Origin of the sequence: Hydrogenovibrio marinus, from assembly GCF_013340845.1 — a bacterium.
GTDB classification, from domain to species: domain Bacteria; phylum Pseudomonadota; class Gammaproteobacteria; order Thiomicrospirales; family Thiomicrospiraceae; genus Hydrogenovibrio; species Hydrogenovibrio marinus.
In genome coordinates this window covers 2,160,280-2,178,878 of sequence record NZ_AP020335.1, presented here as the reverse complement: position 1 = coordinate 2,178,878, position 18,599 = coordinate 2,160,280, and the positions used below count along the sequence as shown (strand labels likewise).

At 44.5% G+C, this 18,599-nt stretch carries 17 protein-coding genes; 11 read left to right on the top strand and 6 right to left on the bottom strand.

The genetic code is table 11. The annotated features are described in order from the left end of the window. The first annotated feature begins 5 nt into the window (after window positions 1–5). Window positions 6–1,139, top strand: a complete 1,134-nt coding sequence (locus tag HVMH_RS10365) for an ABC transporter permease (RefSeq protein WP_029912351.1) — start codon at window positions 6–8, stop codon at window positions 1,137–1,139. Between the two features lie 78 nt (window positions 1,140–1,217). Here the strand turns inward: HVMH_RS10365 and HVMH_RS10360 are convergent, their stop codons facing one another. Then, window positions 1,218–2,300 carry an MBL fold metallo-hydrolase gene (locus tag HVMH_RS10360; protein ID WP_051623116.1) on the bottom strand — a complete coding sequence of 361 codons (1,083 nt, stop codon included), beginning with the start codon at window positions 2,298–2,300 and terminating at the stop codon, window positions 1,218–1,220. Window positions 2,301–2,503: 203 nt separating this feature from the next. On the opposite strand from HVMH_RS10360, the gene HVMH_RS10355 reads away from it, so the two are divergent. Beyond that, a complete protein-coding gene (locus HVMH_RS10355; RefSeq protein ID WP_051623117.1) occupies window positions 2,504–5,728 on the top strand; it encodes a bifunctional diguanylate cyclase/phosphodiesterase in 3,225 nt (1,074 codons plus the stop codon). A gap of 30 nt (window positions 5,729–5,758) precedes the next feature. Here HVMH_RS10355 and HVMH_RS10350 read toward each other — a convergent pair whose 3' ends face one another. Continuing rightward, a complete protein-coding gene (locus tag HVMH_RS10350; protein WP_029912359.1) occupies window positions 5,759–6,433 on the bottom strand; it encodes a cupin domain-containing protein in 675 nt (224 codons plus the stop codon). A 69-nt stretch (window positions 6,434–6,502) separates the two neighbouring features. Between HVMH_RS10350 and HVMH_RS10345 the strand changes: the two genes are divergently transcribed. After that, window positions 6,503–7,033, top strand: coding sequence for a DUF3010 family protein (locus HVMH_RS10345; protein WP_232087765.1), 531 nt, complete (start codon window positions 6,503–6,505; stop codon window positions 7,031–7,033). 44 nt (window positions 7,034–7,077) lie between these two features. On the opposite strand, the gene HVMH_RS10340 is transcribed toward HVMH_RS10345, so the two are convergent. The 3 genes from HVMH_RS10340 to HVMH_RS10330 form a co-directional block, all read right to left on the bottom strand. Continuing rightward, complete coding sequence (locus HVMH_RS10340) at window positions 7,078–7,566, bottom strand: hypothetical protein (protein WP_029912361.1); 489 nt, start codon at window positions 7,564–7,566, stop codon at window positions 7,078–7,080. A 118-nt stretch (window positions 7,567–7,684) separates the two neighbouring features. Then, window positions 7,685–8,893: an MFS transporter gene (locus HVMH_RS10335; RefSeq protein ID WP_051623118.1), complete on the bottom strand. Its 1,209-nt coding sequence runs from the start codon at window positions 8,891–8,893 to the stop codon at window positions 7,685–7,687. Window positions 8,894–8,908: 15 nt separating this feature from the next. Then, window positions 8,909–9,118 (bottom strand): hypothetical protein, encoded by a 210-nt coding sequence (locus tag HVMH_RS10330; protein ID WP_029912366.1) that lies wholly within the window; start codon window positions 9,116–9,118, stop codon window positions 8,909–8,911. A gap of 129 nt (window positions 9,119–9,247) precedes the next feature. Between HVMH_RS10330 and dut the strand changes: the two genes are divergently transcribed. Genes dut through HVMH_RS10305 form a run of 5 tightly spaced genes read left to right on the top strand, consistent with a single transcriptional unit; the run spans window position 9,248 to window position 14,435 of the window. After that, entirely contained in the window at window positions 9,248–9,754 is a 507-nt protein-coding gene (gene dut / locus HVMH_RS10325; RefSeq protein WP_408610138.1) for a dUTP diphosphatase, read from the top strand. A 25-nt stretch (window positions 9,755–9,779) separates the two neighbouring features. Then, window positions 9,780–10,157, top strand: a complete 378-nt coding sequence (locus HVMH_RS10320; RefSeq protein WP_029912370.1) for a cupin domain-containing protein — start codon at window positions 9,780–9,782, stop codon at window positions 10,155–10,157. A gap of 31 nt (window positions 10,158–10,188) precedes the next feature. Beyond that, complete coding sequence (locus HVMH_RS10315; RefSeq protein WP_029912373.1) at window positions 10,189–11,391, top strand: class II aldolase/adducin family protein; 1,203 nt, start codon at window positions 10,189–10,191, stop codon at window positions 11,389–11,391. 37 nt (window positions 11,392–11,428) lie between these two features. Further along, a complete protein-coding gene (gene lsrK / locus HVMH_RS10310) occupies window positions 11,429–12,994 on the top strand; it encodes an autoinducer-2 kinase (RefSeq protein WP_029912377.1) in 1,566 nt (521 codons plus the stop codon). 13 nt (window positions 12,995–13,007) lie between these two features. Continuing rightward, the gene (locus HVMH_RS10305; protein WP_029912380.1) at window positions 13,008–14,435 is read left to right on the top strand and encodes a phosphomannomutase/phosphoglucomutase; all 1,428 of its coding nucleotides are present in this window, start codon (window positions 13,008–13,010) and stop codon (window positions 14,433–14,435) included. Window positions 14,436–14,440: 5 nt separating this feature from the next. On the opposite strand, the gene HVMH_RS10300 is transcribed toward HVMH_RS10305, so the two are convergent. Beyond that, a complete protein-coding gene (locus tag HVMH_RS10300) occupies window positions 14,441–15,367 on the bottom strand; it encodes a LysR family transcriptional regulator (protein ID WP_029912387.1) in 927 nt (308 codons plus the stop codon). Between the two features lie 246 nt (window positions 15,368–15,613). On the opposite strand from HVMH_RS10300, the gene HVMH_RS10295 reads away from it, so the two are divergent. The 3 genes from HVMH_RS10295 (at window position 15,614) to HVMH_RS10285 (ending at window position 18,523) form a co-directional block, all read left to right on the top strand. Beyond that, window positions 15,614–17,032, top strand: coding sequence for a form I ribulose bisphosphate carboxylase large subunit (locus tag HVMH_RS10295; RefSeq protein ID WP_029912390.1), 1,419 nt, complete (start codon window positions 15,614–15,616; stop codon window positions 17,030–17,032). A gap of 22 nt (window positions 17,033–17,054) precedes the next feature. Continuing rightward, entirely contained in the window at window positions 17,055–17,408 is a 354-nt protein-coding gene (locus HVMH_RS10290) for a ribulose bisphosphate carboxylase small subunit (protein ID WP_029912392.1), read from the top strand. Between the two features lie 293 nt (window positions 17,409–17,701). Beyond that, window positions 17,702–18,523: a CbbQ/NirQ/NorQ/GpvN family protein gene (locus tag HVMH_RS10285; RefSeq protein WP_029912395.1), complete on the top strand. Its 822-nt coding sequence runs from the start codon at window positions 17,702–17,704 to the stop codon at window positions 18,521–18,523. The last annotated feature ends 76 nt before the right edge of the window (window positions 18,524–18,599 follow it).

Below are 18,599 nucleotides of genomic sequence, written 5' to 3'. Positions count from 1 at the left end.
GCAGGATGTTGAATTGGTTGAGCATGATTTCCTGGTCACGCATCTTTGCCTTGATGGTGAAAGAACTACGTGTATTGTTCCGGGATAAGCGTACTCGCTTTGTGGTGATTGGGCCGCCATTGATACAGTTGTTGGTGTTCGGGTATGCCGCAACCTTTGAGTTGAAGCAAGCACCGATAGCCATTTTGAATCAGGATAGAGGAATTCTCTCGCAAGAAATTATTGGCAGGCTTGAGGGATCGGACAGCTTTGAGGTGGTAGCCTATTTGCACGATCAGCAAAAGATTAACCAGCTCATCAATGAAAAAAAGGCATTGGTGGTCGTAAGTTTTCCGGCGGATTTTTCCAGCAGACTTCTTAAGGAAGGTACGACGGACTTGCAGGTGATTGTCGATGGGCGTAATTCGAATACTGCTTTGCTGGCGCAAAATGATGTTGCCGGTGTCGTGCAGACATTTAACCAGTTATGGGCTGAACAGCATAATTTAAAGCAACCGCCCATCACGCTGGTGCCGCGAAATTGGTTTAATGAAAACCTGGAGAATAACTGGTTCTTCGTCCCCGGAATCGTGGCATTGATTGTATTGATTGTGTCCTTGTTGATTACCGCGTTATCAGTAGCAAGGGAGAGGGAAGAAGGAACGTTTGACCAGTTGTTGGTCACGCCGTGTTTGCCGATAGAAATCCTGATAGGAAAGTCGTTGCCTGGCATGATGGTCGCGGTACTGGAAAGCAATGTGATTATCCTCATTGCGATTTTTTGGTTTGATGTACCTTTCCGCGGAGACTACTGGCTGCTTCAGTTGGCAATGGTGTTCTTCGTTATTTCCGCCATTGGGGTCGGTTTGATGATTTCATCTTTGTCAACCACGCAGCAACAGGCATTGCTAGGAGCGTTTATGTTCATGGTGCCGGCGGTCATTCTCTCCGGCTTTGCAACGCCGATTGAGAATATGCCGGAAGTCATTCAATGGCTGACCTACCTTGACCCCATGCGCTACTTTCTGGTTATCGTTCGTGGGATTTTCCTGCAGGATGTCGGAATGGATGTGGTATGGTCGCAAATCTGGCCGATGGCGATTATCGCAGTGGTCACGCTTTCGCTTGCAGGGTGGTTGTTCCGGCATAGAACGGCGTGAGGGTTTCGTTGTCACTTACCCCAACCTGGCAGATTTTATGCTCGCAAATCTACCAGGTTGGGGGTGGGAAATAGGTCTCTAGATGAACCAGCTTTCACCGATAGTGAGATATTTCACGGTTTCGGTCGTAGTGTTTTCTTTCAGCACCTTCGGCGGCAAGCTCAAGGGTTCGTCCGTCAAATCAAAAGTCCCATAGTGCATGGGTACCAAAACGCCAGCGCCCATTTCTCTGTAGGCTTGCAACGCTTCTTGAGGGTTCATGTGGCTAGACTTCATAAACCACCTCGGTTCATAAGCACCTATCGGTAGAAAAGTGATGTCCACTTTGCCGAAGAGTTGTTTGATTTCTTTGAAGTGCTCGGCATAACCCGTATCTCCCCCAAAATAGAGCATTTTGCTCGGCGTCTTAATCAGAAAGCTACCCCAAAGAATTTCATTTTTATCAAAAGGCGTTCGGCGATACCAATGGTTGGCGGGCAGATAAATGACTTCAAAATCGTCAGCAAGTTGATATTGCTGATACCAACCAGCTTCCTGACATTCAATGGTTGGATTCATTTCCTGTACTAAAGGCGTCATCTTAAGCGGAATCAAGGCCTTGCTGTGGCTGCAATGTTTTAGGGTGTCGCTATCCAGATGGTCGTAGTGTCCATGGCTGATTAGTAGATAATCGGGTTGAATGTTGTTAATGGGGAGTGGTAATTCGGTATGACGCGTAAACATCGGCGGAGCTGTGAGGCAAGGGTCGGTTAGCAGTCGTTTGCCACCTATTTGAATCAGAAAACTGGCATGTCCTAGCCAGAGAATATAATCCTGATCTGTTGCGGGCAGTGTGTTTGAGTGAATTACGTCAAGACCGGGTAGCGATTTCTCCTGCTCTTTCTGTGCTTTGTATGGCTTGTCTGAAAGTCGCCATTTTAGAATATCGCCAAAGCCATGGTTTGCTGCAGGGTCATTCACAGTATAAGGGTTGAGAAAGAGTCCGTCTTTTATCGGGTTGCCTGGATAGTCGGATTTAAGGGTTCTCAATGAAGTATTTTTCAACGTCTTGGGTTGGCTAGAGCTCGTCGCTTGCGTGGCGGTGGCATTCCTGAAAGATAGTAGTGCGCTTAATGACGAAAGCCAGATGATGACTTGTTTTAGAAAATGTCTTCGGGGCATGGGGGTTCAAACCTTTGAAATCTGCTCAGGGTGTTTGGAACATGTTATCGCCAATCCAAGGTAACATCAATTCATCACAAACAGTTTAAGGTTGGATTCTTGTACTGCATATGAGTAAATGATGAAGTAAGAGATTTGCATTTCTATTCACAATTTCTTTTGTTAGAATCGAAGGAAGCTTAAATCCTACTACTTATAACAAGATGGAACTTATAGAACTCAACGGTGGAGATCAGGATGAAATGGAGGTCAGAATGATCTGGAGTCACATGTATTTCAGTTTAGAACGACAGCAAGTCCAAAAATTACGCTGGATGGCATCTTTATTCCTTTGTTTTCTTTGTTGGTTTCCGCTTTCCTCTTCTGCCAAGGCAGCATTGCCTGACTTCAAGGATGTATTTGAGCAGCAGAATGTTGTGATGCTCATCATTGACCCTCAATCCGGCCAAATCATAGATGCCAACCCTGCAGCAATGCAGTTCTACGGTTATAACAAATCAGAATTGTTGAGTATGCATATTCAACAAATCAATCAGCTTTCCAAAGAACAGGTCGCGGTTGAAAGACAGTTGGCTGAGACGCAAGGCCGTAATTATTTTATCTTCCGCCATAAGCTTGCAAATGGCAATATCCGTACGGTTGAAGTCCATTCCGAACCTTATAAGATCAATGGCAAAAATTATTTGCTATCCATGATTAACGACATTTCGAGTGTTCGCACTAAAAACAAAGACCTTTGGACGTACCAGACCTTATTGGAAAAGATGGTCGACAAGCAAAAGCTCCAGATTGCGGCGGAAAAACAACGTCTGGTGCATTATTTGTTGGCAGCGGTTGTTCTGCAGATGTTGGTGATTGGTTATCTGTTGTATGACATTCGCCGCTGTCAACAACTACAGAAAGAATTGAATACGGTTGCTGGAACGCTAGGGCGTATTATGAATGCCGCGACGGAGGTAGCGATAATTGCAACTGATACCAGAGGTTATATCACTTCGTTTAATGCGGGTGCCGAGAAACTCCTAGGGTATGGCGCCGAAGAGATGATCGGCAAACAGACGCCTCATGCGTTTCATATAGAAGATGAAGTCAAGCGCAAGAGAAAACAAATCGAAAAAGAAATTGGTGCACTTGAGTCCGATATGCAGGTTTTTACATGGCAGTCTGAAAAAGATGGGGGGGTAGAGGGCGAATGGACATATCTCCGAAAAGACGGGAAGCGAGTTCCTGTGAATTTGGTGGTGACACCCATTTATGCAGACGATGATAAGACCATTATTGGGTATTTGGGGATCTCTAGAGACATCAGTAAACTCAAGGAGTCTCAGCATGCATTGCTCCAGGCACAAAATCAACTGCGTGCAACCCTCGATGCCATTCCAGATATGTTATTTGAGGTCAATAATGATGGGCATATGACCAATTATCATACCGCCGTGACCAATAAGCTTTATTTGCCACCATCGGAATTTTTAGGGAAATGTTATCAGGATGTGTTGCCATCGAATGTTGTTGAGGTTTGTGATGCCGCCTTTGATGAAGCTAGAGAGAAAGGGCGCTCTCGTGGAAAGCAGTATGAAATGTTTACACCAAGTGGAAAGTGTCACTTTGAATTGTCGGTTTCCTGTAAGTTGAATGCACATCAAGAATGTAGCTTTGTTGTCTTAGTGCGTGATATTACTGAACGATTTAATGCTCAACAGCACTTAAGACTGATTGGTAATGTCTTCAACCACGCACGAGAGGGAATTACCATTACTGATATTGATGGCAATATCGTTGATGTGAACAAAGGCTTTACCGATATCACCGGCTATCAGCGCGAAGAAGTGTTGGGCAAAAACCCTCGCATGCTGAAATCGAATTTGCAAAGTGCGGATTTCTACAAAGAGATGTGGAAAGATATTTCAGAAAAAGGTTTCTGGACTGGAGAGATGTGGAACCGTCATAAAAGTGGCGAGGTTTATGCAGAAGTCATTACTGTCAGTGCCATTTATGACGATAAAGGACATGTGCAGAACTACATGGGGATATTTACCGATGTCACTTCCATCAAAGAAAACCAGAAACGCCTTGAGCACATTGCTCATTATGATGTTTTGACGCAGTTACCTAACCGGGTTTTGCTAGCAGACCGCTTACAACAATCGATTATTCATGCGGATCGAAATGACAAGTCCCTAGCGGTGTTGTTTGTTGACTTGGACGGGTTTAAAGAGGTCAATGACTTGTATGGACATGATGTCGGGGATCAATTGTTGGTGAAAGTGTCCGAGCGTATGCAAGCTTCATTGCGAGCCGAAGATACGCTTGCGCGTTTGGGGGGGGATGAATTTGTGGCGGTGTTGGTAGATTTGGAATCGCCACAGTTCTGCGAGCCAGTTCTTGAGCGCATGTTAATGTCGGTTTCAGAGCCGATCTTAATCGGGGCACACTTGGTTAAGGTCTCCGCCAGCATTGGCGTGGCACTCTACCCGAATGACTTGTCGGATGCGGACTTGTTGATTCGTCATGCTGACCAAGCGATGTATCAAGCCAAGCAAGAAGGGAAAAACCGTTTCCGCTTCTTTGATGTTGACCAAGATGCTATCGTGAAATCGCAAACTGCATTACTTTCGGAAATCCGTAATGCCATTCTTGAGAATCAATTTGTGCTTTACTACCAGCCTAAAGCGGATTTGGAAGCCGCCGAAGTGTGTGGTGCGGAAGCTTTGATTCGATGGGAACATCCTGTACGTGGTTTGTTGTATCCGGACGAGTTTTTGCCCGTTATTCATGACCATCCTTTAAGTGTTGATTTGGATGAGTGGGTGATGAGAACAGCCATTGAGCAGTGGGATTCTTGGCATCAGCAAGGTTTGAATATCCCCATCAGTATTAATATCAGTGCTCGTTCATTGTTGGAAAAAGATTTTAAAGACCGTATCCAGCATTGTCTCGGTCGTTTTCCAGCAATCAATAGCAGTGCATTGTCATTTGAGGTGTTGGAGACCACGGCTTTAGAAGATGTTCATCATGTCGGTGATTTGATGCGTTTCTGTCATAAACTGGGGCTTGAATTTGCGCTGGATGACTTTGGAACAGGATACTCATCATTGACCTACCTAAGGCATTTGCCGGCACGCATGATTAAGATTGACCAGAGCTTTGTGCGAGATATGCTGGAAGATCGAGATGATATGGCGATTGTAGACGGTATCTTGAAGCTGACACAGGCTTTTGGTCGAGATGTGATTGCAGAGGGCGTTGAAACCCTTGAACATTGCCAGAGGTTATACGCGATGGGATGCCCTAAAGTACAAGGTTATGTGATTGCGAGACCCATCAAATCCGAAGACTTCCCTAACTGGGTTAAAGTTGTTTCTCGTAGCGCGATTCAGCATCTTTCCGATGTGGTAAAAGACCCTTCGCCTTCAGATAAGCCGTGAATTAAACTGGCAACACCTAAGCACATGGCTTTAATCTGTTAAATGAAGAAGATGCCCAACTTTCACCAAGATAAGCGTATCTTCTTCAACATAAGGATGGTGGCGACTCTGGTCGGGATTTCTTATCCAGCTACCGCCAGGATAATGACCTGTTTCATCTATAAAAGTGCCCGATAGCACAACAATTTCTTCTCCACCCCAATGCGTATGGGGTTGAAAAACCTCCCCAGCTGGCCAAAACACTAATGCCGTGGACTCTGTTTTGAATTGATGCAAAGGGAGAACTTCTAGATTGCCGATGCCTGGCTGCCATTGTTGGTTTTCAGGGCGAATGACGACTTGCTGGGTATCACCTGGTTGAAACTGGTCAAGCTTTACGAAAAGCGTGCAGCCTTCTTTTGTAAAAGGCTTGTGTTGGGAACCCGGAGGGTTTCGCAGATAAGTCCCCGCAGGGTAGTCACCATTTTCGTCAGAAAACACCCCATCCATGACATAGATTTCTTCACCCAGTGGATGCGTGTGAGGCGAAAAAGAGGCGCCAGGTGCAAAGCGAACAAAGCTGGTTGTGTGTCCTGACTCCGCATCTTCTCTTTCTAAATGAACACGGGAAACACCATCCGATGGGCTGGTCACCCAATCCAACTGATTACCCAGTTTATAGACCTGTTTGTCAAAATCCATATTCAGACAATAAAGTTCATTCATTTCAATTACCTATAAAGTGCGTTTTTGCCTTTTATTCTACGTTAGCAAGTCAAAAAAACCAGGGTGTAAATGTTAAAACAGCAATTTCATGCCAAAGAATCTTCCCGAATCGACAGGGTTATTGAGATAATCACGATATTGTTTAAAACCAATCGGGAGATGGTCATGGTGATTTGTGGTGTAGAACTCAGTGGAAATGATGCAATTATCAGCTTGCTGAAAGTGGAAGAGGATATTTTTCACTTGCCTGATTGTCGAGTGCGTCGCGTGACTTGTCAAAACCCCGATAGAGCCGATGATTTGAGGTATTTTCAAAAAACATTCGCTAAATTGATCGAAGATTATCAGATTGATAATGTGGTGATTCGCGCGCGTTTGAAAAAAGGCAAGTTTGCAGGTGGTGCGGATGGGTTCAAGTTAGAGGCAGCGTTACAGTTGATGCCAAACGTGAATGTGACTTTGCTGTCGGCAACAGAGCAAAAAGAGAACTTAAAAAAATACCCATTACCCATTACCTTTGCGGAAACCGGATTGAAAAAATTTCAAGAACCAGCATTTATGGCGGCGTTTGCATACTATGCCGGGCAACATGAATGGTGAGACTAAAAATCTGCCAGGTTGGGTATTGCCTTCGGTGATAGGGACTAGTCTTTGAGTTTAGGTTCTCTGACCGACTTTTCAGTAGATAAACTGAGTTTTTGGAAGATACCCAGACCAACAATTAAGATAACGGAAACAACTAGCAATACCGCAGGGTAGGGCAATAAGGTGATGTTCTCACTACCCGCTTTAAAGATATAAACCAATCCTTCAATTCCAACCGCGATGGAGATGATGACGATGACTTTGGTCATGGTTTCGCGCGCTTCTTTCGGTGAGCGTAATTCCTTATCGCGGAAAATCTCTTCTTCAATCATATATTTGGAGACATCAATAATGGCAATTGCGATAACGATTGCCCCCACTGCCTGCAACATGATGGCGACGAATTCGGATTTTTGTAGACTGGCATTAAAAAGCTGCTCAAATACTTCAGACACCGACCAGCCCATGATCATCACCGCGATGGCAAATAAAGATAAGGCGGAAAACATATAGCTTGATGTAATTAATGTATTGAGTACTTTTTTCATAATCGCTTGTTTGTTGAAAACCCTTTTTTTTCTACTATTGAGACATGATTCTACGGCAATGACTTTTAAATAACCAATAGATACTCTGAATGAAAGGAGACGCTTGGCGGTTATTTATTTAAGTTGCCGGATGAATGGATTGGGGGTCAACGCCATTTTCAATCAGTAGCTTCGGCTTTAATACTGCAATCACTAACAGTATCAGTAACCCGGCTAAGGAAAACGTTAATGCTTGGTTATTGCCAAGATGTTCCCATAGTTGTCCAATAATCAGGTTGCCTAAAGCGGTAGCGATGGCTGTTCCCAAGTAAAAAACACCATAAGCCTTGCCTTTGGCGTGTTTTGTTTGACCAATGCGGGTGCGCAAGGCATTCAATCCTGTGACCATGAAAATGCCTTGGAATACGAAGGCTAAGAAAATGCCCGTTGGGTGTGAAGAAAAAAGTAAAGCCGTTGAGGCAATGCCAGATAACAAACTGATGAGCATCAGGGTTCGTGCACCGCTTGCATCGAGTTTTTTACCGACGGTATAGCTGATGAGCGTTTGAGTGAGTCCTGATGTCACCATCAGTAAAGGCAACCAAAAAGTCGCCACGCCTTTGTCATGCCCTTGAATTAACATAAAGGCGTCATTGAGCATGAAAAATACCGCAAAGAAGTAGATAAAGAACCAGCCCCACAGCGCTTGGTCGAACTGTTTCTGTGGCGTGTCATCGTCCGAAGTTGCAGGGCGAGGCGTCATATATTTTGATTTCACCTTGTCCTGCACAAAGAGAATGAGGATGAGCACAGCGATAGCCCCTGGCAATAGCGTTGACATGAAAATTATTTGAATATGTTCAGCAGACTGCCCGAGCAGGATGAGCAGGACAAAAACGACAATGCCGCCTAGCGTTTCACCTGCAATATCCAGTGTTTTGTGAACACCGAATGCACGCCCTTGATGGCTGGATTGTGCTGATGCGGAAATCAAGACATCTTTGGGAGCACTGCGAATGGCTTTGCCCAGTCTTTCTGTGGCGCTATAGAAAGCGATGCTCTGCCAACTGACCGCAAATGCCATTAAAGGTTTCATAATCATTGATAGACCGTAGCCGACGATTAGTAGTGGTTTGGTTACTTGAAGTTTGTCACTGAGCCAACCGCCGAACCAACGGAATAAATAGGAGACAAACGTCGTGATGGCAAGTATATAGCCGAGTTTGTCCACGCCTTGGTTGAGAATCAAAACCACATATATTGGAATGAGCGGTTTGGTAATGGCAGTTGCCAAGTCGGTAAAGAAACTGACCCAACCCAGTGCCCAGATATTTCTCGGTGCTAGCATGATTTGATTACTGCGCTATTCTTTGTTGAAGGATTTGCGCAATTCGGCAATTTCATTGTGCATATTGTTCAAAAGCTGGTTGGTCTGTGCTTGCGCTTGAATCAGTTCCTCTAATTTGGTCTTGGTACCGAAAACAGCAAAGGGCATTAAAAACCATAAAATGCCTGCGACGAATAAGAAAATAAAAAAGATTAATCCGAAAAAACCTGAAAACATCCCTGGCATTTTATGCTCCTTGCATTTGGCGATAGTAATAGGTGACTTGTTCAATTCTAGTCGTTTGTCGCGTAAGGTCTAATTAAAACACTTTATATGCTTAGACTGAAACTTAGATAGGTCGCCCTTTTGTGGGTTTTGTGCCAAAATAGCGGACAAAATTTAAACAGAAAAGGAAGCGATATGACCATTCAAGTCGAATACAAAATCTTGGATAAACGTTTGGGGAATGAGATTGAGATGCCACATTACGGTACCAAAGGTTCGGCTGGATTGGATTTGCGCGCTTGTATCGATGCCCCTTTGACCATAGAACCGGGGCAAACGGTTTTAATTCCGACCGGAATGGCGATTCACCTTGATGATGCGGGCTTGGCAGCAATGATTTTGCCTCGCTCCGGTCTGGGACATAAACATGGTATTGTTTTGGGGAATTTGGTGGGTTTAATTGATTCCGATTACCAAGGAGAACTGAAAGTGTCATGTTGGAATCGTGGTGACACGCCTTATACAGTTGAAGTTGGCGAGCGCATCGCACAAATGGTGATTGTCCCTGTTCTACAACCTGTGTTTACTGAAGTCGAAGAGTTCGGTGAAGCAACCGAGCGTGGCATGGGTGGGTTTGGTCATACTGGAACACATTAAATAAAAGTATTTAAGGAGAAGATTTATGTACATGACGCATGAAGATAAACACGAGTATCGTTTTGAAACCCATGGACCTAAATATTTAACTGTTGGGCCTAACGTCGATTTGGGGGTGGTTGTGATCACGCCTGGCGAACATCACCCTTGCCACAAGCATGTTAAGCAAGAAGAGTCATTTTTAGGTTTGGAAGGTGAATGTGCGGTTTACGTGGATGGTGAACGTGTCGTAATTAAACCGGGTACTTATTTGCGCTGCGATCCGAATGAAGCACATTATTTCCGCAATGAGACGGACACACCTTTCAAAGCTGTGTTTATCAAAGCGCCTCATCTGGAAGAAAAAGATTCTGTTTATATTGATTGGGAACCGGGTCAGCCATTTATTAAAGAAGACGCTTAAGTTATCCATCGCAAAACTTTTAGGACACACAATGCAAAATTATTGGAATGAAACGGAAGCTGCTCAGATTAGCAGTGATTTAGACATGCGAGTTTACACTTCGCGTTTACTTGGCAAGGATATGAATCTGGTCATGCACGGGGGTGGAAACACCTCTGTAAAATCGCAAGTCAACGGTGAAGACATTTTATATGTCAAAGGGTCTGGTTGGGATTTGGAAACAATTGAACCAGCAGGCTTTGCGCCCGTAAAGTTAGACGCGCTATTGAAAATGGCAGAACTTGACAGCATGTCAGATATGGATATGGTTGCACAACAACGTGAGGCAATGATTGATGCTTCCGCGCCAAATCCATCAGTAGAAGCTATTCTACATGCAGTGATTCCGTTTAAGTTTGTAGATCATACCCATGCAGATGCATTGGTGACTATTAGCAACACACCAAACGGCGAAGCGATTTTAAAAGAATTGTATGGCGATACGGTTTTGTTTGTACCTTATGTGATGCCTGGGTTTATTTTGGCTAAAGCCGTTTATGAACAGACTAAAAACGTTGATTGGTCAAATATCAAAGGCATGGTCTTGATGAACCATGGTTTGTTTACGTTTTCGGACTCTGGTAAAGATGCCTATAACATGATGGTTGAACTGGCAGGCATGGCAGAAGACTATTTACAAAGTAAAACTCATTTGCCGACATTGCAAGGTGCGCATGAAATTTCGGAAGAGTATCTAGAAGAATTAGTCGGCTGTGTTGCTCAGATCAAGTCGCCAGACGCGCCGGAAGAAGTGATTGGCTTGGTGAATGAATCTGTGGTCTCGCAAATATTCGCTCAACAGTCGGATAGTGTTTTAAAGCAAGTGAGTGTTTTGACGCCAGACCATATTATTAGAACCAAGCAGAAGCCTGTCATTCTATCGGGCGATATAGCGCGTATTGAAGATGAAGTACAAGCTTACATCTCTTCCTATAAGGCTTACTTTAACCAACATCAGACTCATGAGATATGTCTTAATCCGGCACCGCATTATGCAGTAATCAAAGGCGTAGGATCGGTTGCATTCGGAAAGTCTGAAAAAGAAGTTGAGATTATCCAAGACATAAATGACCATACCTTTGAAGCTATTTTGCGTGCACAAGATTTAGGTGGGTACCAACCACTTTCCGATGCTGAATTGTTTGAGATGGAGTATTGGGAATTGGAACAAGCTAAGCTTAAAAAATCTAGCTAAGCTGACAAGTTTGCAGAGCGGCATATGGGGTAAGTAAATGGATGCAGTGTTATTGGCGATAGATGCGGGAACTGGTTCGGGCAGGGCGGTTATTTTTGATGCTGCTGGACATCAGTTAGGTGTTGGTCAAGAAGAATGGGTGCATATCGCAGAACCTAATGTGCCGAATTCCATGTCGTTTGACTGTAAAAACAACTGGGAATTAATTTGTCGTTGTATCAAAAAAGCGATCCAGCAAGCTGGAGTTTCTCCTAGTCAGATTCAAGCGGTTTCATCAACGTCTATGCGGGAAGGAATCGTACTTTATAACGAATCAAATCAGCCAATTTGGGCGGTAGCCAATGTTGATGCCAGAGCCTCGGAAGAAGTCAAAGAGTTGCATCAACAGTTTCCAGGGATGGAAGAAGCCTTTTATCAAGTATCGGGGCAAACATTTGCTTTAGGTGCCTTGCCAAGACTGCTGTGGCTGAAAAAGCATCATCCGGAAACATTCGCACAAGTTCGGCATATCAACATGATCAGCGATTGGGTTTTGACTGAGCTCTCGGGCAAGATTGTGAGCGAACCATCTAATGCAGGAACAGCCGGTATTTTTTCATTGAAAGACCGCAGTTGGTTCCCTCATTTGGTTAAGGCTCTAGATATTCCCCCTTCAATTTTCCCGGATACCTTTGAAACAGGTACTCAAGTGGGGGAAGTGTCGGCGCAGGCGGCGAAGCAAACTGGATTGCTGGCAGGCACTCCCGTTATTACTGGTGGCGGAGATGTTCAATTGGGCTCGGCTGGATTAGGTGTTGTCGAGTTGGGAGAGTCAGCTGTATTAGGGGGAACCTTTTGGCAACAGATTGTTAATATCCCAGCGGATACGGCGGTGCCGAAGGATTTGTCGATTCGTGTGAATCCGCATGTCATTCCGGGAGTATCTCAGGCAGAAGGGATTACGTTTTTCAGTGGCTTGGTGATGCGTTGGTTTCGAGATGCTTTTTGCGATTTGGAAGTCATGCAGGCGCAAGAACAAGGCGTTGATGCTTATACTCTACTTGAACAAAAGGCACAAAAAGTACCGGTTGGTTCCTATGGGATATTGCCTGTTTTTTCGGATGCAATGAATTATGGTCATTGGATGCATGCCAGTCCCTCGTTTATTAATTTAAGTCTGGATGCAGAAAAGTGCAATAAAGCGTCAATGTTTAGAGCCTTACAGGAAAACGCTTGTATTGTTTCGGCAATTAATTTGAAAAATATTGAGGCGTTTTCTGGTATTTCCAGTGAGCAACTGGTGTTTGCTGGTGGAGCAAGCAAAGGACTGCTTTGGCCGCAAATTTTAGCGGATGTGACTGGCAAGACGATTCATATACCTGAAGTCAAAGAAGCGACTGCGCTGGGAGCAGCTATGGCTGCAGGCACTGGTATTGGGATTTACAACTCAATGGCTCAGGCATCTCGCGAAATTGTCAGATGGGAAAAAACGGTAGAACCCAATTTGGAACATACTCAGCGCTATGCTGATATTACCGAAAAGTGGCAGGCAGTTTATCAAGCACAGTTGGATTTGGTTAAGTCAGGCCTGACCGAACCCATGTGGAAAGCGCCAGGTTTGTGAGGTTTTTTCAGGCGTGACGTTGCTGTGCAGCTCTGGTATTTTCAAAGCCTACGATATTCGTGGCAAAGTTGATGTCACGCTAGATGAACAGGTCTCTGAAGCGATAGGCATCGCCTTTGCCGAAGCGCTAAGGGCTTGCGGTGAAGATCGTTTGGTTGTCGGGCGTGATGGCAGGCTGTCCAGCTTGCGGTTACAAAGAGCTTTTATGCGAGGTGTTTCGAGTCAAAATGTTTCTGTTATCGACGTTGGTGAGGTCACTTCGCCAATGGTTTATTTTGCTGCAGCAACGATAGATGGTGTTAACTCTTGTGCGGTCATTACAGGCTCGCATAATCCACCAGAAGACAACGGCATCAAGTTAGTTCTACAAGGGCAAGCAATGTATGGCGATCAAATTCAAGCGCTGTATCGTCGCATTAGCTCTACCGCCTTTGATGATGATTTCAAAACCGCTCAAAATCTGCCAGGTTGGGGGCAACCCTACATAGAAACGCTACCTGTTTTGACCGACTATTGCCGCCGTATTTCAGAAGAAATCCAGATTAATCGACCATTAAAAGTAGTGGTGGATGCGGGAAATGGTGTTGCTGGTCGTTATGCCCCGGAAGTTCTCAGGGCAATTGGCTGCGAAGTCATCGAGCTATTCTGTGAAGTGGATGGACGTTTTCCTAATCATCACCCAGACCCTGCAAAACTGGGCAATCTTGCAGCACTAAGAGAAGTTGTGCTGGCGTCCAAAGCGGATATCGGGCTGGCATTTGATGGCGATGGCGATCGTTGTGGTGTTTTGGATAATTTGGGCAATGTGTTGGAGCCTGATCGCCAATTGATTTTGTTTGCCAAGGATATTTTGGCTAATCATCCGGGGGCGGAAGTGATTTTTGACGTGAAGTGTTCAGCGCTGGTGATGCAAGAGGTAACACGTCATGGCGGTAAGGCGACCATGTGGAAAACAGGGCACTCGCTGATGAAGGCCAAAATGAAAGAAACAGGTGCTTTATTGGGCGGAGAAATGTCGGGGCACTTGTTTTTTCAGGACAGATGGTATGGCTTTGATGATGCTATTTATACAGCGGCACGTTTGTTGGAATTAGTTGCCAATCAAAGCAAAACAACGGCAGAATTATTTGCGGGCATACCCAAGTGGCGGGCCACGCCGGAAATTCATGTTTCTATCACTGAGGGTGAGGGAGCCGTCTTGGTGGAACGTTTGCGTCAAAGTTTTGTAGATCAACCTGACTCGAAGGTCAAAGAAGTGGTCACTTTGGACGGTGTTCGGGTTGAGTATGCACAAGGTTGGGGGTTGGTTCGAGCGTCAAACACGACGTCAACGCTCACGATTCGATTTGAGGCGACTTCTCAAACAGCACTGTTAGAGATTCAAGCAGCGTTCAAGCAACGCTTACTCAAGCTTGAACCTACATTGGTTTTGCCTTTTTAAGAGCTCTATCTTGTATCGGAACGAGCCAATAGCTTGTTGATATCTACTGAATGCAGAAATTCCAAGAACGCCTGAGCCGGAGGTGGTGGCGTTTTCTGTTCAAGTTTTACCACATACCAGTCCCTGTTCAACGGGAAGCCTTCTACATCTAATATTTCCAAATGCCCATGTTTTGATTCAATGCGAATCGCATGTTGTGGGATAACAGAGATGCCTAACCCTGCCATAACGGCTTGTTTAATGGATTCGGTACTTCCGAGTTCCATGTAGGGCTCTATTTGCACGCCGTTTTTGGCAAAGAGCTCTTCCGTTGCGATACGAATACCAGAACCCTTTTCCCTTAGGATGAAGTTTTCATTCGCTATCTGGTCCTGCGTAATGTTTTTTACCTTAGCAAGTGGGTGCTTAGGCGGTGCAATCACCACCAAATCACTTTTGAAGAATGGAAAGGCTTCCATTTTATACTCTTCAGGTACACGTCCCATAATGGCCAAATCGTATTGGTTTTGTTTGAGCTCATCCAAGATTCGACGGCGGTTTACCACGGTAATGCGCGGGATAACGTTTGGATAACGGTTCAGGAAAGACTTCAAAATATAGGGCATGAAGTACTTAGCCGGTGTGACCACCGCCATCGTCAGTTCGCCTTCAACTTTTTGTTGTGCAGACTTGATACTGATATTCAGGTCTTTCAGCTCATCAAGGATTTTCTGGCAGCTTTTGTACATTTGTTCGCCGGCGCGCGTCAGGTATAAACGTTTGCCGACGACTTCTATGAGTTTGACGTCATTGTTTTCTTCGATTCTTTTGATTTGAATCGAAACGGCCGGTTGAGAAAGATAGAGTTCTTCGGCCGCTTTTGTATAGCTTTTATTGCGGGCGACAGATTCAAAAATACGAATTTGTTGTGCCGTCAAATGTAAATTTTGCATTTTTATGCTCTATTTTGGAGGTGATTTTGTTATTAGATTTCCCTTAAAAGCGGGGTTTTTCAATTTTATCATAAACAAATGTAAATGGATCGCATAAGAACGCATGCATAGCCATGTATGAGTTTTTCGTTAAACTTTGCTTCAACTGAAATCGCTGGGAAATTTTTCGGGAATGTTTTCGAAAATCACACCAAGGGGTTTTTCAGCTAAACGTAACCAATTTCATTGAAAACAAAGAGGTGAAAAATGGCAAAGACTTATAACGCAGGTGTAAAAGAATACCGCGAAACTTATTGGATGCCAGAGTATGAGCCAAAAGACTCAGACTTTTTAGCGTGTTTTAAAGTTGTTCCACAACCAGGTGTACCACGTGAAGAAATCGCAGCGGCTGTTGCGGCTGAATCTTCAACAGGTACTTGGACTACAGTATGGACTGACCTTTTAACAGATTTGGATTATTACAAAGGACGTGCATACAGAATTGAAGACGTTCCAGGTGACGACTCTGCATTCTATGCATTCATCGCTTACCCAATCGATTTGTTCGAAGAAGGTTCAATCGTAAGTGTTATGACCTCTTTGGTTGGTAACGTTTTCGGATTTAAAGCGCTTCGTTCTATCCGTCTTGAAGATATCCGTTTCCCACTAGCATACGTTATGACTTGTGGTGGACCTCCACATGGTATCCAAGTAGAACGTGACAAAATGGACAAGTATGGTCGTCCAATGTTGGGTTGTACTATCAAGCCTAAATTGGGTCTATCTGCTAAGAACTACGGACGTGCTGTTTATGAGTGTCTTCGTGGTGGTCTTGACTTCACTAAAGATGATGAGAACGTAACTTCACAACCATTCATGCGTTGGAGAGATCGTTTCCTATTCTGTCAAGACGCTATCGAGAAAGCACAAGCTGAAACGGGTGAGCGTAAAGGTCACTACTTGAACGTTACTGCTGGTACGCCAGAAGAAATGTACGAGCGTGCTGAGTTTGCAAAAGAAATCGGTTCTCCGATTGTTATGCATGACTTCTTGACAGGTGGTTTGACTGCAAACACTGGTCTTGCTAACTACTGCCGTAAAAACGGTCTGTTGTTGCACATTCACCGCGCAATGCACGGTGTAATCGACCGTAACCCAATGCACGGGATTCACTTCCGCGTATTGTCAAAAGTACTTCGTTTGTCTGGTGGTGACCACCTTCACTCAGGTACGGTTGTTGGTAAGCTAGAAGGTGACCGTGAAGCGACCCTAGGTTGGATCGACATCATGCGTGACAGCTTCATTGCTGAAGACCGTTCACGTGGAATCATGTTCGACCAAGACTTCGGTGCAATGCCAGGTGTTATCCCAGTTGCTTCTGGTGGTATCCACGTATGGCACATGCCAGCACTTGTAGCTATCTTCGGTGATGATTCAGTTCTTCAGTTCGGTGGTGGTACGCTAGGTCACCCATGGGGTAACGCAGCGGGTGCAGCGGCTAACCGTGTAGCACTTGAGGCTTGTGTACAAGCACGTAACGAAGGTCAAGAAATCGAGAAGAACGGTAAAGAGATTCTGACAAATGCTGCTAAGCATAGCCCAGAATTGAAGATCGCTATGGAAACTTGGAAAGAAATCAAGTTCGAATTCGATACTGTTGACAAACTTGATGTTAGCCACAAGTAATTGAGAAATTAGGAGAACTATTATGAGTCAAGTACAAGATTATCCTTCAAGATTATCTGATCCAACGTCACGTAAGGCTGAGACTTTCTCTTACCTTCCAAAAATGACAGCTGATCAAATCAAAGCTCAAGTTGAGTACATCATCAGCAAGGGTTGGAACCCTGCGATTGAACACTCAGAGCCAGAGAACGCGTTCTCTTACTACTGGTATATGTGGAAGTTGCCAATGTTTGGTGAAACTGACGCTAACGTAGTATTGGCTGAAGTTGATGCGTGTATCAAAGCTAACCCAAACAACCACGTTCGTTTGATTGGTTATGATAACTATGCTCAGTCACAAGGCGCTAACATGCTTGTTAAGCGTGGTGACATGTAATCAAGATTAACTTGATTGCGCAAATCACTTTCTACTTGTAGAGGGTGTCAGCTTCCGGATAGCCAAAAGCGACCGGGAGCTGCTATTGAATTTCGGTGGTTGCCAAATACGAATGCGGCAACCACTAACCAGGTTTGGTTTTGGTGGTACTTACCTCCCGCCTGAACTAGACACCAGCCAGCCCCCGAAACTGGCTGGTTTTTTCTTTAAACCAATTTGTTTTGCTGATTGGCGAAATTAGACATCCAAATCATCAAACCAAATTCGTTTTCACTCTAACATGGAGAAACAACATGTCTGAAATCAATGCTCTTGACCCACAACAATACATCATTAAAAACGAACCTTTTTATCGTCCAGTTTCGGATGAAGTGGAACTGTTCGAGTCGGCTTATGCTTCACGCATGCCGATGATGCTAAAAGGTCCGACAGGATGTGGTAAATCACGTTTTGTTGAATATATGGCGCATAAACTGAACAAGCCATTGATTACCGTTGCCTGTAACGAAGACATGACTGCATCTGATTTGGTCGGTCGCTTCCTGATCGATATCAACGGTACCAAATGGCAAGATGGTCCTTTGACGGTTGCTGCACGTATTGGTGCAATCTGTTATCTGGATGAGGTTGTTGAAGCTCGTCAAGATACTACAGTTGTTATCCACCCTTTGACTGACCACCGTCGTGTATTACCTTTGGATAAGAAAGGTGAGTTGGTTGAAGCTCACCCTGATTTCCAATTGGTTATTTCTTATAACCCTGGTTATCAGTCAATGATGAAAGATTTGAAACAATCGACCAAACAGCGTTTTGGTGGGTTCAGCTTCGATTATCCTGCTGAGCAGATTGAAGCGGAAATCATTGCTAAAGAAGCTGATGTTGAAATGTCTATTGCCGAGAAACTGGTACAGATTGCACAGCGTTCACGTAACCTGAAAGGTCACGGTTTGGACGAAGGGATTTCTACGCGTCTATTGGTTTACGCAGGGCAATTGATTGGTAAAGGTGTTTCACCAAACAAAGCTTGTCGTATGGCGTTGATTACCCCACTAACAGACGATTTGGATATTTTAGATACCTTGATGACGACAGTCGAAACTTTCTTTGAAGAGTAAACACCAAAGAAAGGTCAAGGGCTACTTAGAAGCCCTTGAGTTGACTGTCTGGTAACACATCTAAAAGAAGAGTTTG